General features: G+C 62.3%; 12 protein-coding genes and 2 pseudogenes. 12 read left to right on the forward strand and 2 right to left on the reverse strand.

The window, feature by feature from the left end; translation table 11 throughout:
• Positions 1-431: 431 nt before the first annotated feature.
• Both AC0L3L_RS26045 and AC0L3L_RS26050 read left to right on the forward strand, forming a co-directional pair.
• On the forward strand, positions 432-1904 hold the full coding sequence (locus AC0L3L_RS26045; RefSeq protein WP_473639786.1) for a pyridoxal-phosphate dependent enzyme: 1473 nt from the start codon (positions 432-434) through the stop codon (positions 1902-1904).
• Complete coding sequence (locus tag AC0L3L_RS26050) at positions 1901-3082, forward strand: cystathionine gamma-synthase (RefSeq protein WP_473485788.1); 1182 nt, start codon at positions 1901-1903, stop codon at positions 3080-3082. Before AC0L3L_RS26045 ends, AC0L3L_RS26050 begins: the two co-directional genes overlap by 4 nt.
• Before the next feature lie 68 nt (positions 3083-3150).
• Here the strand turns inward: AC0L3L_RS26050 and AC0L3L_RS26055 are convergent, their stop codons facing one another.
• A complete protein-coding gene (locus AC0L3L_RS26055; protein WP_473639788.1) occupies positions 3151-4143 on the reverse strand; it encodes a LysR family transcriptional regulator in 993 nt (330 codons plus the stop codon).
• A 227-nt stretch (positions 4144-4370) separates the two neighbouring features.
• Between AC0L3L_RS26055 and AC0L3L_RS26060 the strand changes: the two genes are divergently transcribed.
• From AC0L3L_RS26060 to AC0L3L_RS26095, 8 genes and pseudogenes are all read left to right on the forward strand, one after another.
• Entirely contained in the window at positions 4371-6491 is a 2121-nt protein-coding gene (locus AC0L3L_RS26060) for a xanthine dehydrogenase family protein molybdopterin-binding subunit (RefSeq protein ID WP_473639790.1), read from the forward strand.
• 13 nt (positions 6492-6504) lie between these two features.
• Positions 6505-6954 (forward strand): (2Fe-2S)-binding protein, encoded by a 450-nt coding sequence (locus AC0L3L_RS26065; RefSeq protein ID WP_473485786.1) that lies wholly within the window; start codon positions 6505-6507, stop codon positions 6952-6954.
• Complete coding sequence (locus tag AC0L3L_RS26070) at positions 6954-7550, forward strand: hypothetical protein (protein ID WP_473525972.1); 597 nt, start codon at positions 6954-6956, stop codon at positions 7548-7550. Before AC0L3L_RS26065 ends, AC0L3L_RS26070 begins: the two co-directional genes overlap by 1 nt.
• Complete coding sequence (locus AC0L3L_RS26075; protein WP_473639792.1) at positions 7538-8623, forward strand: MBL fold metallo-hydrolase; 1086 nt, start codon at positions 7538-7540, stop codon at positions 8621-8623. The genes AC0L3L_RS26070 and AC0L3L_RS26075 overlap by 13 nt, the downstream gene beginning before the upstream one ends.
• Before the next feature lie 146 nt (positions 8624-8769).
• Positions 8770-8961: pseudogene (locus AC0L3L_RS26080) on the forward strand (GlxA family transcriptional regulator); the annotation flags it as partial.
• A pseudogene (locus AC0L3L_RS26085) lies at positions 8946-9159 on the forward strand (PLP-dependent transferase); the annotation flags it as partial. The pseudogenes AC0L3L_RS26080 and AC0L3L_RS26085, both read left to right, overlap by 16 nt.
• A 127-nt stretch (positions 9160-9286) precedes the next feature.
• The gene (locus AC0L3L_RS26090) at positions 9287-9475 is read left to right on the forward strand and encodes a DUF1059 domain-containing protein (protein ID WP_127211681.1); all 189 of its coding nucleotides are present in this window, start codon (positions 9287-9289) and stop codon (positions 9473-9475) included.
• Positions 9476-9674: 199 nt separating this feature from the next.
• Positions 9675-10652, forward strand: coding sequence for a GlxA family transcriptional regulator (locus AC0L3L_RS26095; RefSeq protein ID WP_473485783.1), 978 nt, complete (start codon positions 9675-9677; stop codon positions 10650-10652).
• Between the two features lie 186 nt (positions 10653-10838).
• Here the strand turns inward: AC0L3L_RS26095 and AC0L3L_RS26100 are convergent, their stop codons facing one another.
• Positions 10839-12218: an FAD-binding oxidoreductase gene (locus AC0L3L_RS26100; RefSeq protein ID WP_473485782.1), complete on the reverse strand. Its 1380-nt coding sequence runs from the start codon at positions 12216-12218 to the stop codon at positions 10839-10841.
• Between the two features lie 476 nt (positions 12219-12694).
• On the opposite strand from AC0L3L_RS26100, the gene AC0L3L_RS26105 reads away from it, so the two are divergent.
• Both AC0L3L_RS26105 and AC0L3L_RS26110 read left to right on the forward strand, forming a co-directional pair.
• Entirely contained in the window at positions 12695-13999 is a 1305-nt protein-coding gene (locus AC0L3L_RS26105) for a M24 family metallopeptidase (protein WP_473639794.1), read from the forward strand.
• A 268-nt stretch (positions 14000-14267) separates the two neighbouring features.
• Positions 14268-14948 carry an isochorismatase family protein gene (locus AC0L3L_RS26110; RefSeq protein WP_473485780.1) on the forward strand — a complete coding sequence of 227 codons (681 nt, stop codon included), beginning with the start codon at positions 14268-14270 and terminating at the stop codon, positions 14946-14948.

Here is a 14948-nt window from a genome sequence, read left to right on the forward strand (position 1 = left end):
GCGATCCACCGAGGCGACGAAAAAGCCAATCCGCCGCAGCAAGGATAACGCTCATGCCCTAAGTTAGCGCCTATGGGTCAGCACCCCCCTCTGGCCTGCCGGCCATCTCCCCCGCAAGGGCCGCAAGGGGGGAGATCGGCAGTTCCGATGCCACGCGCACTCTTGCGACGGTGATGATTGGCGAAAGCAGCCGAGCGCTCAATCTCCCCCCCTTGCGGGGGAGATGGCCGGCAGGCCAGAGGGGGGGTGGGAAGGATCGTTGCAGGCAGAAGGCATTTGGGTTGGGACCACCGGCAGCGAAAGCCGGAATCCCATTCCCCGTCTGGCCAATGGATTGGCACGATCTATCTTCTTTCAGACTGCAAACGGCTGGAAAAGAAGATAGGCTGACAGCCTGCCCAAGGCGGTCGCTTGACCATGGAGCATCTGATATGAGCAAGCATAAGATCGCCGCACCCGACAGTTCCCCCTCGGGCAGTGCCCATTCGGACGAGGCCCCATCCTCAGACAGGGCAATGTCCCGCCTGCGTCCGCCCTATGCATCAGTTCTTGAGCTGATCGGGCAGACGCCGGTCGTCGAGCTGACCAAATTCGACATCGGCAAGTGCCGGCTGTTCATCAAGCTCGAAAGCCAGAACCCCGGCGGCTCGATCAAGGACCGCATCGCGCTGTCGATGATTGCCGCCGCCGAAAAGCAGGGCAAGCTGAAGCGCGGCGGCACCATCGTCGAGGCGACCGCCGGCAACACCGGTCTTGGCCTCGCCCAGGTCGGCATCCCCAAGGGCTACCGCATCATTCTCGTCGTGCCCGACAAGATGTCGCGCGAAAAGATCCAGCATCTGCGCGCGCTCGGCGCAGAAGTGCGCATGACCCGTTCCGACGTCGGCAAGGGCCATGCGGAATACTACCAGGACATGGCCGAAAAGATCGCCGCCGAGCTGCCCGGCGCCTTCTATGCCAACCAGTTCGCCAACCCGGCCAATCCGCTCGCCCATGAAACCACGACCGGTCCGGAAATCTTTCAACAGCTCGATGGCGACGTCGATGCCGTGGTCGTCGGCGTCGGCTCCGGCGGCACGCTGACCGGGCTTGGCCGCTATTTCGCAAAGGTCTCGCCGAAGACCGAGATGATTCTCGCCGATCCGGTCGGCTCGGTGCTGGCGCCCTTGATCAAGACCGGCAAGATGATAGAGGCCGGAAGCTGGACCGTGGAAGGTATCGGCGAGGATTTCGTCCCGCCCAATGCCGATCTGTCTCTGGTCAAGAAGGCCTACTCCATCACCGACAAGCAGAGCATGCTGGCCGTGCGCGACCTGCTTTCGCGGGAAGGCATCCTCGCCGGCTCGTCGTCCGGCACGCTGCTTTCGACCGCGCTTCGCTATTGCCGCGAGCAGACCGTGCCGAAACGGGTCGTCACCTTCGTCTGCGACAGCGGCAACAAGTACCTGTCGAAAGTATTCGACGACTTCTGGCTGGCCGAGCAAGGGTTGGCCGAGCAGGAGCAGCATGGCGATCTGCGCGATCTGGTGATGCGCACGCTACGCACCGGCGACATCGTGTCTGTCGGCCCGGACGAAAGCCTGCTCAACGCCTATGGCCGCATGCGCCGTTCGGATGTCTCGCAACTGCCGGTGCTGGACGACGGCAAGCTGGTCGGCATCGTCGACGAAAGCGATATCCTCGCCCACGTCGAAGGCCCCTATGACAGCCGCTGGGACCGTTTTAAGGCCCCGGTCCGCACGGCGATGACCTCCAATTTGCACACGCTGCAGGCCAGCCAGACGCTGGACGCGCTGCTGCCGGTGTTCGACCGCAACGAAGTCGCCATCGTCTTCGATGGCGACGAATTCATTGGCCTGATAACCCGCATCGACCTGATCAACCATCTGAGGCGCGCCCGATGACCATCAAAGCCACCGTATCGGGCAGGAATCGCCTGGCCTTCTCGACGCGCACGATCCATGGCGGCCAGAGCCACGACCCGACGACGGGTGCGGTGATGGTGCCGATCTATGCGACCTCGACCTATGGCCAGCAGAGCCCGGGCGTGCACAAGGGTTTTGAATATGCCCGCAGCCAGAACCCGACCCGCTTTGCCTTCGAGCGCGCCGTGGCCGACCTCGAAAGCGGCGCAGCCGCCTTCGCCTTCGCCTCGGGGCTGGCGGCGATCGCCACCATTTTCGAACTGCTCGATTCCGGCGCCCATGTCGTCGCCACCGACGACATCTATGGCGGCACCTTCCGGCTGCTCGAGCGGGTGCGCAAGCGCTCGGCCAACCTCCAGATCGACTTCGTCGACTTCACCGATCTGGCCGCGGTCGAGGCGGCGATCCGCCCGGAAACCAAAATGCTCTGGGTCGAGACGCCGACGAACCCGCTGCTGCGTGTCGTCGACCTCGAGGCGGTCGCCGCGCTGGCCAAGCGCAAGGGCGTAATCTCGGTTGCCGACAACACCTTCTGCAGCCCCTATCTGCAGCGGCCGCTGGAGGTCGGCATCGACATATCAGTCCATTCGACGACGAAATACCTCAACGGCCATTCCGACATGGTCGGCGGCGTCGCCGTGGTCGGCGACAACAAGGATCTGGCCGACCGGCTGAAATTCCTGCAGAACGCGATTGGCGCCATTTCCGGGCCGTTCGACAGCTTTCTCGCGCTGCGCGGCCTCAAGACGCTGGCGCTCAGGATGGAGCGCCATTCGTCGAACGGCCAGAAGATCGCGCACTGGCTGGAAAGCCGTCCCGACATCCGCCGCGTCATCTATCCCGGTCTCCCCAGCCACCCGCAGCACGCCATCGCCAGGCGGCAGATGCACGCCTTCGGCGGCATGATCACGGTCGAGCTCGACCGCGACCTCGCCGGCACAAAACGCTTCCTCGAACACACGCAACTGTTCACGCTGGCCGAAAGCCTCGGCGGCGTCGAAAGCCTGATCGAGCACCCGGCGCTGATGACGCACGGCTCGATCCCGGCGGGAAAGCGGGCCGAGATCGGGATTTCCGATTCGCTGGTGCGGTTGTCGGCCGGGATCGAGGATGGTGACGATCTGATTGCGGATCTGGATCAGGCGCTGGCGAGCTGAGGGGCGTTCATGCGGTTAGTCCGTTGACCTGCGCCGCATGTCAAGCAACTGAACTTCGCCGGCGCCTGTCATTGATCGGGTTTATCACTGTCAGCGCCATTCGCTTTGCCTTGCCTGATTGTGCTGCCGGTCCGCGGCAAGCCGGCGCACTCGATTATCTTTTCCGACAACCAATCCAGGCCAATATCTGATGCCGATCTTACATGCCGCACGAGGGTGAACGTGAAGGGATCGACGGCGAGCGGCGGTTCAAGCACCGCAAGCCCGAATTGATTGGCGTATTTGGCGGCGAGTCTGGCCGGAACCGTTGACGAGAGATCGCTATTCGCGACAACGCCCATGGCGGTCATGAACATTGGAACGCTCGCGACGACCCGCCGCCGGAGCCGGCGCTTTTTCAAAGCCTGATCGACCATGCCATGAAAGCCGCCTCTGAATGAGACAAGCACGTGATCGAGTGCCAGGTAGTGGTCGAGCGATATCGGACCGTGCGCAACGGGATGGTCTTTCCTGACCACGACGACAAAGTCCTCATCGAAGACCGGCATCGCCTGGAATTCATCCGGCAAATCCCAGAAGCGCCCAATCGCCATCTCCATTTCGTTCGTGCGCAGGGCGTTCAGGCTTTCGGCTCCGACAGCGAATTGAAACGCGACCCGGCATCCAGGTGCTTCGGCGCGCAGCATCCCTATCAGCGGAGGGGCAATCACGGCGCCGACCAGGTCGTTGCCCGCGAGCCTGAAGGTGCGCGATGATGTTTCAGGTTCGAAATGCGTGGGAACGTCGAGCGCCGCGTGGGCAAGCCGAAGAATGATTTCAATCTGCGGAAGAAGCTGTGAGGCGCGAGGCGTCGGCTCCAGCCCGTTCGGACGCCTGATGAACAGGGGATCGTCGAACAGCTCCCGCAGCCGCGCGAGCGCATGGCTGACGGCGGACTGACTTACGCCCAGCGCTGCCGCGACAAGCGTGGTTTTCTGCAGCCGTACGAGATCGCGGAAGATTGCTAGCATGGTGAAGTCCAGCCGGCGCAGCTTCAGCCGATCGGTATTGGCTTTGCGCATCAACTGCATCTCCTCTTCGCCACGCGATCACCTGTTTCAGCGATATCAACTTCATTCATATCGCATATCTAGAGATTTCAGTTGATCAAATAATGGCAAATCCTATGATCGATGGCTAGACGCCGGTACTGCCATGGCCTGTGGAGCTTGGAAGGGAATTGCTGAACATGATGCGCACCCCAGTTGCCACAAAGCCCGGATCACTGGATCGAAGGCAGTTCCTGGGCATGGCCGGCGCGTTAGTCTTATCGGCGAACTTGACCGTGAAAGCGCAGGCCGCATCCCCGGACAAATTCGTGAATGCCTGGCTGCGCATCGATCCGGACGATCAAGTGACGATAGTGCTGTCCCAGTCGGAAATGGGACAGGGCATCCAAACCACCCTTCCCCTGGCGCTCGCGGACGAGCTCGGCGCCGACTGGTCGCGGGTAAGGCTGGAATGGTCCGATTTCGATCCCGCATACCGGCATCCGCAATATCAGTGGATGTTCACCGGCAACAGTGAATCGATCTCGACCTTCTTCCCGATCATGCGGACCGTCGGCGCTGCCGCGCGCGAGATGCTCGTCGAGGCAGCCGCGGCGCGTCTGGATGTTGCGGCCGCCAGTCTTCGCGTCGACAAGGGCCGCATCCACCATGATCCGACAGGCCGGATGCTGACCTTTGGCTCGGTTGCTGCGGACGCGGCGAGGCTTGAGGTCCCGAAAGATCCCCAGATCAAGCCGGCAAGCAGCTCGGACCTGATCGGCAAACCGCAGCCGCGCGTCGACATACCCCCGAAGGTCGATGGATCAGCCATCTTCGGCATCGATGTGAAAGTGCCTGGCATGGTGGTGGCCGCCATCCGCCGGGCCCCTTCGCAAGGAGGATCGCTCGCGGCATTCGATGCAGCGGCGATCAAGGCCGAACGTGGCGTGCTTGCCGTCGTCGAAATTCCATCCGGCCTCACCGTCGTTGCCAATGACTACTGGACGGCGAAGCAGGCTCTCGATCGGGCCAATCTTTCATTCACGCCTGGTCCGCTCGCCGGATATTCAACCGATGGCCAGAAGGCCGAATATGTCGCGCTGCTGAAATCCGCCCCGTTCGACACAATGGTCAAAGCGGGTGATACCTCTGCCGCTCTTGCGGCTGCGAACGACGTGCTGGAGGTCACATTCGAAATTCCCGCCCAGGCGCATGCGACAATGGAGCCGATGAACTGCACGGCCCATGTGACGCAGGACCGGTGCGAGTTATGGATTCCGACACAGGGCGTCGAGATCACCCATGCCGTCGCCAGGCAGGTGACGGGCCTCGCGGACGACCAGATCATTATCCATAGGACGTTGCTCGGTGGCGGCTTCGGCCGGCGGCTGCTCGCGGATTTCGCCAAGATCGCTATCATCGTTGCAAAGGCCGCTGGCCGCCCTGTCAAGGTCATCTGGAGCCGGGAAGAAGATTTTCGCTACGACGCCTACCGCCCGCCAATGCTTCATGCGGTGAAGGCGTCTCTCGGCAATGACGGCCTGCCGGTGGCCATGACGCATCGTGTCGTCTCGCCTTCCCACATGCTCTACATTTTCCCGCGCGGCGCCATCAAGGCAGAGGGCGACTGGGCGCGGCCGATCATGCCGCCGGCAGCCTATGACAGCATGGCGGTCGAAGGTCTGACAAAGACGCCTTATGCCATTCAAAACTACGCCGTCGAGCAGCATCGCGTCGACACGCCGATTGCCGTTTCCGTTTGGCGCACAACCGGCCACGGGCCGAACAACTTTGTCCTGGAAAGTGTTGTCGACGAATTGGCGCACCGCGCCAAGGACGACCCGCTTTCCTATCGGCTGAAGCTTGCCGCTTCCGACCCTCGTGCGGTCGCGGTGCTGAAAGCTGTCGGCACATTGTGCGGCTGGTCGAATGCTCTGCCGGCCGGACGGTTCCGCGGCCTGGCGCTCGCCAATGCGTTCGGCGGCTATATCGCGCAAGTCGTCGAAATCTCCGTCAAGGACAGGGACATCAAGTGTCACCATGTCTGGAGCGCCGTCGATGTCGGCCAGACGCTCGACCCGGGCATTGCCACGTCCAACATCGAAGGCGGCGTGGTCTGGGGCCTTTCCGGACTGCGCACGGAAGTCACCTTCGCGGACGGTGAGATCGAGCAGACGAACTTCGACCAATTCGATCCGCTGCACCTGTCGGAAACCCCTGTCATCACGACACAATTCGTCGAGAGCGGCGGCAAGCCGACCGGCGTCGGCGAGATTGGTCCGGTGCCGACGCAGGCCGCTTTCGGCAATGCCGTGTTCGCCGCGACTGGCGAGCGCATCCGGACCCTGCCGATTTCGCGCAGCGGCTATCAGTTGGTCTGACGGGAGCCATACAATGACGAGATTTTCAGTCAATGGGAGTGCGGTCACGGTCGACGCCGATCCGGACATGCCGCTGCTATGGGCCTTGCGCGACCACCTCGGGCTGACCGGCACCAAATTCGGCTGCGGCATCGCTGCCTGCGGCGCCTGTACAGTGCACGTCGATGGCCAGCCAGTACGCTCCTGTTCCTTTTCGCTCGCTGACGCGGAAGACAAGCAGGTTACAACGATTGAGGGGCTATCGGACGATCGCGCGCATCCCTTGCAGCAGGCCTGGATTGCGGAACAGGTTCCACAATGCGGCTATTGTCAATCCGGCATGATCATGGCCGCCGCCGCGCTGCTTAAAGATAGGCCGCATCCAACCGATGACGACATCGATGCGGCAATCACCAATCTGTGCCGCTGCGGCACCTATGCCCGCATCCGCGCCGCGGTGCATCGCGCCGTGCGCGGTGCGTGATGATTGGCCGTCCGCTTCAGTCGCGAGCACTCGCCGGCGTGACGCTCGGCGTGATGGCAGCCTTGGCCTTCGTGCCGCCGCTGTGGTCGCAAACGAAGGGCGACAGCACGTCGTCGGCCGACGCCTTCGACACGATTGCCCGCGTCATGGCCAGCCCTCGCTGTCAGAATTGCCACACCCTGACGGACTTTCCGCGCCAGGGCGACGACCGGCATCGACACATGTTCCATGTAAAGCGTGGACCCGCGGATGACGGTGCGGCCGGCCTGCCCTGTTCCACCTGTCACGGACGATCGAACAACGCAGCCAGCGGCGTTCCCGGCGCCAACGACGAGTGGCGGCTCGCGCCCCTCACCATGGGTTGGGACGGCCTTTCCCAACATGAGCTTTGCGAACACCTGAAGGATCCACAACACAACGGAAACCGCAATGGCGGCCAGGTCATCGATCATCTCAGATCGGCCCTCGTCAGATGGGCCTGGTCGCCAGGCGTCGACCGGACCGGGAAGGCACGAACGACCCCGCCCGTCCCCTATGAGGAATTCACGAAGGATGCCGAAAGCTGGATGACGAGCGGAGCCGCATGTCCGAAATAGCCGAAGCTGAGGACTTGCCGGGTCGCGGCGCACCGAGCAAAGGCGGCACCGATCGAGGCCGCCGCCACTTCCTGCAATGTGTGGCCGCAGCCACGGTCGCGCAGGCCGGGTTTTGCGGATGTGGACTTCATCCGGCGCTCGCGGCCGGCGGCACCATCGCGGCGTCCGGCACGGGCCCTCTGGTCGATCCTGGCAAGGGCTACCTCGTCCAGCAGATTGGCGACGGGCTCTATTGGGTTACGGACGGTGCGTACAGCACAATGTTCATGGTCTCGTCGGCCGGGGTGGTTGCCTGCGATGCGCCACCCACGCTTGGGGAGAATTACTTCAAGGCCATTGCTGAAGTCACAGACAAGCCGGTGACGCATCTGGTCTACAGTCACGAACATGTCGACCATATTGCCGGTGCGCATCTGTTCGCAAAGGACGTCACGATCGTCGCCAACGCCCGGACGGCCGAACTGCTCGCTTCGCGGAAAGACCCGCGACGTCCGGCCCCAACCGTAACCTTCGACACGGCCTACACGCTCGAACAGGGAAACCAGCGCCTCGAACTGGCGTATGGGGGCATCAACCATTCGATCGACAACATCTTTATCTTCGCGCCTCGCCAAAAGACCCTCATGTTCATCGACGTCGTCTATCCCGGCTGGATGCCCTATAAGAATCTCGGCATTGCCATCGACATTCCGGGCTTTGTCGAGGCGCATCGCAAAGTTCTTGCCTACGATTTCGAAACGCTTGTCGCCGGCCACATCGACCGTCCCGGCAACCGCCAGGATGTCGAGACGCAGGCCGAACTGGTAAAGGACCTCGTCAACGCGGCGGAACTGGCCTATGCGAGCCTATCTTTCCCCGCCTTCCTAACGCAGCATCCGCCGAGGCTCGCCGGAAGAACGGCCTGGGACCTCCATCAGGATTATGAGCAGATCCTGGTCTCCCAGATGCATGATGGGCTTCTGCCGAAATGGCGCGACAGGCTCGCCGGGACCGAAACCTACCTGCGCGACAATTGCTGGGCGATGCTCGAAGCTTTCGTCGTCCAGGGAAAGCCTGATATCTCGGGGATGTAGCGCATTACCGCTCGTGGGCTCGATATCCGCGCATCGACGCCTTGCTTTTGCAACGAGCCTTGCGGATCAGCACCGACTACCAGTTGACCTGACGCGCGTCCGGCAGAATTGTGCTTCGTGCAATTGTCGACGAGCACCGCTGCCCCATGAACCCGCGCGACCCACCAAAGCCTACAGACGCCCCGCTGACCTTCGCGGTGCTGGTCTTCCCCGGTTTTCCGATGATGGCGTTCAGTTCGGTCATCGAGCCGCTGCGTGCGGCCAACGTCCTGGCCAAGCGGGACTGCTATCGCTGGATCATCGTCGGCGCCGCCGAGGGGCCGGTCGAGGCCTCGAACATACGCAACTGTTCACCCTGGCCGAAAGCCTCGGCGGCGTCGAAAGCCTGATCGAGCACCCGGCGCTGATGACACACGGCTCGATCCCGGCGAAAAGCGGCTGAGATTGGGATTTCCGATTCGCTGGTGCGGTTGTCGGCCGGAATCGAGGATGGCGACGATCTGATTGCGGATTTGGATCAGGCGCTGGCGGGTTGAGGGGGTCCGTGCCCTGTTGGATAGGGGCGTCAGTTTGAAATTTCCCGGCTGACCGGCGCATCCAACTGTGAATTGACAAAGGCGACGTACCCTCGCTTTGCTATCGGGCAACCTGGGAGGGAAAGTCATGGCTTACTCGTATCGTTGCAGGAACTATCCGGGAAACGAGGCCTGTCCAGCGACGTTCACGGCAGAGACCGAGGCGGAAGTGATGAAGCATGTCGAACTTCACGGCGCGATCGCTCATGGGGAAGACCCGAAGCAATGGTCGCCGGAAGACCGTGAACAGGTCAAGAAGCTAATTGTAGCTACCTAAACCTGCTGTTTGTATGGGACGCGCAGAGCGCCCGCCACTATCTCCAATGCTTCGGCAAGCATTTAGGAGTTCGGCCCGATAGGCGACAACGCCTAGGCGCGGTGACAATTTCAAACTGACCCACCACCGCCCGTTGACCTGAGTGGCATCCGGCGGAATTGTGGTCTTTCCTGCAATTGCCGACAGGCACGATTGAAGCATGACCATTCGCGAGCGCCACCAACCACCGGCAACCGAAGGCCCCCTCACCTTCGCGGTGCTGGTCTTCTCCGGCTTTCCGATGATGGCGTTCAGTTCGGTCATTGAGCCGCTGCGCGCGGCCAACGTGCTGGCGAAGCGGGACTGCTACCGCTGGATCATCGTCGGCGCCGCCAAGGGACCGGTCGAGGCCTCGAACGGCGTCGTTATCCAGCCCGGCTTTTTTGCCGGCGATGCGCCGAAGGTCGACTGCATCGTCGTCTGTTCGGGCGGTGATGCCGATCATCTTGTCGCCGACGATGCCGTGAGCTGGATACGCAGGAGCCTGCGCGGCGGCGCCCATATCGGCGCGGTGGCGGACGCCGCCTTCTTCCTGGCGCGGGCCGGCCTGCTCGACGGCCATGCCTGCACCTTGCACTGGACCAGCCAGGCCGCCTTCACCGAAGCATTTCCCGATATCGAGCTGAGGCGCGATCTCTATGTCATCGACCGCAAGCGCTTCACTTCGGCCGGCGGCGTCGGCAGCCTCGACATGATGCTGGAGATCATCACCAACGATTTTGGCGCCGAACTCGCGGCCGGCGTCGCCGAGTGGTTCGTGCACAGCCCGCTGCGCTCCAGTGTCGACCGCAAGCTGATGCCGCTGCGGTTACGCACCGGCGTCCAGAACGAGCTGGTGCTGTCGGCCATCGCCATCATGGAGGATGCGGTCGAGGAGCGGCTCGGCATGGCGGATCTGGCGGAAAAGCTCGGCGTCTCCTCCGACAAGCTCGAACGAAACTTCCGCTCCGAGCTCAGCATCTCGCCCAACGGCTATTACCGCCGCCTGCGGCTGAAGCGCGCCGCCGATCTCCTGGCGCATTCGACGCTGATGGTGCGCGACGTGGCGCTCGCCTGCGGTTTTGCTTCGATGTCGAGCTTTGCGCGGGCGTTCAGGGAGGAGCATGGCCACGCGCCGAAGGTGGCGCGCAGGCATTAGTTGCGGCCAGCGCCCGACACGGGAGGACGTTGACCTTCCGCCCGTGCCACGCCATGCCTGCGACCTCCCGCGACGCTAATGCGTGTCCGCAAAAGTGCGCCGCGGTTTTGCGATAGAGACATGCATAAAAACAAGAACTTAAAGCGCGTCGCATCAAATCCGTTCAAACGCGACGCGCTTCAGGTGTCAGCTCGGCCTGATGTTCTGGTTGACCCGGAAGAAATTGGTCGGGTCGTATTTGCCTTTCAGGGAAACAAGGCGGTCGTAATTATCGCCATAGGTGGCCTTAAGCCGGCTTTTGTCCTCGTCATCCATCATGAAGTTCACATATCCGCCCCTGTCCGAATAGGGGTGGATGGCTTCCCAATAGCCCTTGGTCCAGCGCGTGATCTCACCTGCCTTTTGCGGGTTGGCATCGATGCCGGCAATGACCATCGACCATGTCGCGTCACGGGTGTTCCAGGCTGTGTCGTTCCTGCCCGCACGCCGCACCGCACCGTCGATCGGATAGAGGTGCATGAGCGAGAGCGCGCTCGGCAGCTTCCTCGCCTGCGCGATATGGACGTCGATCGCCTCGTCCGTCAGTTCCTTGACGAAGTCACCGCGCCAATACCATTGCAGGCCCTTTGGGAAAAATGGATCGAACATCGACTGCAATGCCGGGAATGGCATGGCGCCCATCCAGTTGAAGAGCGGCGCCGGCAGCCGGCCAAGCAACTCGCCCATGAGCGCCTCGCCCTTTTCCGCGGGTCCATTGTAGCAGGAGATGATGGCGCAGGCGCGTTTGCCCTGGTGTTCCGCTGGGAAAGGGTCCACCGGCGGAACGGTTTTCAGTCCGACGAAACTCCCGAGTTCCTCCGGCGCATCGGGCAGGAAATCCCGGTAGGCGCGCATGACGGGCGCGGCATCTTCGAGATCCCAGAAGATCGGACCGGCATAAACCATGCTCACGGGATGAGCCTGGAACAGGAAGCTCGTCACAATGCCGAAATTGCCGCCGCCGCCGCGCAGGGCCCAGTAAAGGTCAGCGTTCTCGGTCGCATTGGCGGTGATGATGCTGCCGTCGGCGAGCACGACATCGGCTTCGAGCAAATTGTCGATGGTCAGGCCATGTTTGCGGGTCAGGTAGCCCGTGCCGCCGCCCAATGTAAGGCCGGCTATCCCGGTGGTGGAAACGATGCCGGCGGGCACCGCCAGCCCGTAGACATGTGTCGCGTGGTCGACATCGCCCTGGGTGCAACCCGGGCCAACGCGAACGGTGCGCTCAGCCGGATCGACACGCACGCCCTTCATCATCGACATGTCGATCATCAGGCCGTCGTCGACGCTGCCGAGACCGGGTCCGTTGTGACCCCCGCCGCGGATGGCGACACGGAGATCGTTCTCGCGCGCGAATTTTACCGCCGTGGCAACGTCGGCGGCGTCCACGCACCGCGCGATCAACTGTGGATATTTGTCGATCATGCCGTTGTAGAGGCTCCGCACCTCATTATAGTCGGGGTCTTTTCGGCCTATGACTGGACCGCGCATGGTCCCGGCAAAGGCTTCGGTGGCTGTATCCTGCATGATTTCCTCCCTGAAGTGACAGTTTTCTGTTCAAATCATTGATTATCCCCACCCACTATTTGCAGCGGCGAACATGCTGCTGTTCCCGATCCATCGAATTGCACCAAACAACCGGAATTCACGCCGAGGCTGCCTGTACAATTCAGGTGCCGCGCCCGACGCGATGTTTGAAGTCAGTCAGTTTTCGTTCGGAGGTTTTCGCGGCATGGCGCCGGCAAACAAAGAATACTCCTCCCCCGACTTCCGAGCAATCTGTTCCTGCGCTCGCCATGATGCCGCCTGCTTGCCGCCAGGTTAGATGAGATCCCATGCAGCTGCGGTATTCTGCACGACATTTGCGGCATCCCGCACAAGCCTTTCCCGACGCGCGGCTATGTTCAGGGCTTGTTTATGCATGTCGTGATCCCAAACCGCTGCGCATCCGCGGGTCGAGCCCAGGGCAGGCTTTTGGGCGACATGCTTCCAGGAGGGCGCCCATGAGCATCGTCGTTTTTGACCCCGACAGCACCGAGGACGTGGATTTCAAAGACCGCATGCGCCACCCGGCGGCGTCCGATCCGGCAGGCGGCATGTGGCTGTCAGACACCGAGCCGTCCTTCATCGATGCGGACGCGCTGCGCAAGGGGCGGCTAGCCAAGCTGCGCGCCTGGATGCGCGAGGCCGGTTATGGCGCCGTCGTGCTATTCGATCCCTACAACCAGCGCTATGCCACCGGCTCGCGCAACATGTTCGGCTATTTTCTGCGCAACTCGACACGCTATTTCTTCATCCCCACCGAAGGGCCGATCGTGCTGTTCGAGTATCCGCAGAGCTACCATGTCTCGATGGTGCTCGACACGATCGACGAGGCGCGTCCGTCCAAGCTGGTCTGGTCTTCCGTTTCGGGCCGCGACGACGAAACCGCGGGTCCCTTCGCCGACGAGATCGCCGAACTGCTCAAGGCGCATGGCGGCGGCTCGATGAAGCTCGGCCTCGACCGCTGCGGCCATCTGCAGGCGCTGGCGCTGGAAAAGCGCGGCTGCGAGGTCCGGGATTGCCAAGGTGAAATCTTGGCCGTGCGGGCAGTGAAGACGCCGGAGGAAATAAAATGCCTGCAGGTGTCGATGGCCGGCGCCGAGGCCGCCGTCTATGCGGTGCGCGAGTCAATCAAGCCCGGCGTTTCCGAAAACGATCTGTTCGCCATCATGTATCACGAGGTGATCCGGCAAGGCGGCGAGTTCATCGAAACCCGCCTGCTGACCTCGGGCCAGCGCACCAACCCATGGTTCAACGAGGCCAGCGGCCGCAAGATCAGGCCGGGCGAACTTTTGGCGCTGGATACCGATACGATCGGCTGCTACGGCTATTATTCGGACTTCTCGCGCACGTTCCGCTGCGGGCCGGGCAAGCCGACGGATTATCAGAAGTCGCTCTACCGCATGGCCCACGATCAGGTTCAGCACAACATCTCGATCGTCAGGCCGGGCATGGCGTTTCGCGAGATTGCCGAAAAGGCCTGGAATATCCCGGATCGCTTCGTCGACCAGCGCTATACGTCTGTCATGCACGGCGTCGGCATGCATGGCGAGACGCCGTTCATCGCGCACGCCATGGACTACGAGACCTATGGCCGCGACGGTTTTGTCGTACCCGGCATGGTGGTGAGCGTCGAAAGCTATATTGGCGAGAAAGGCGGACGCGAGGGTGTCAAGCTCGAGGACGAGATCCTGGTCACCGAGACCGGCACCGAACTTCTGTCGCGCTTTCCCTATGAGGACGATTTTCTGGAGAAACAGGTTTGATCCCAGCATCCACCACTGGTCGCGGTGCGGTATCGCAAATCTTCGGGACTAACCGCAGCGCTCATGCTTTCGTCATCCTAGGGCGGAGCAAGGAGCGCAGCGACGCGGCGCAGACCCTAGGATCCATGCCGTTACATCTAGGCTTCGAGATGGTGCAGAACTCTGTTCCGCTGCATTCTTCACTAGAGGTAACGGCATGGATTCCAGGGTCTTCGCGACGCCGCTTCGCGGCTGATTCGCCCTGGAATGACGAAGTTCAGGTATCCGAATGAAGAGCCCGGTCTCGATCAAACGCGGCACGGTGGCCGCGGTGTTCGTCGACCTCCAGGAGGAGCATCGGCAGGACAAGCGTTATCTGGTCGAGGGTTTTGCCGACATTCTGGCCAACGTCCAGCGCCTGCAGGCGGCGGCGCGGGTCAACGATGTGCTGCTCTACCATTCGGCCTATATCGTCGATCTCACCAGGGAGGCGCGGCGGTTCCATCCGGTCGATGCGAATGGCAGGTCGGCCTTCTCCGACAAGGACGATCCGCTGACGGCGATCTGTCCGGAAGTGGCGCCGGTCGCCGGCGAGATGATGCTGGTCAAGACCGAGGCCAGCGCCTTCGGTGCAGGCCCCGCCGCGGGGCGGCTCAAGGCCGAAGGGATCGAGTGGCTGGTCGTTGCCGGCGTGTGGACCGAGGCCTGCATCGACGCCACCGTTAGGGATGCGGTGTCATCAGGCTTTCGGGTGCTGCTGGTCAAGGATGCCTGCGGCAGCGGCAGCACGGCAATGCACCAGACCGCAATCCTCAACCTTGCCAACCGGCTCTATGGCGGCGCCGTGACCACCACCGACGGCGCCTGCCGGCTGATGGCAGGCGAGACGGTCGATGCATGGCAGGTCCAAGGTTCCGTGCCTTTGCGCTTCACCTATGAAAATGCGGCCCGGCTCTACGACGAGCTCTGA

The organism is Mesorhizobium sp. WSM4849 (genome assembly GCF_055811385.1).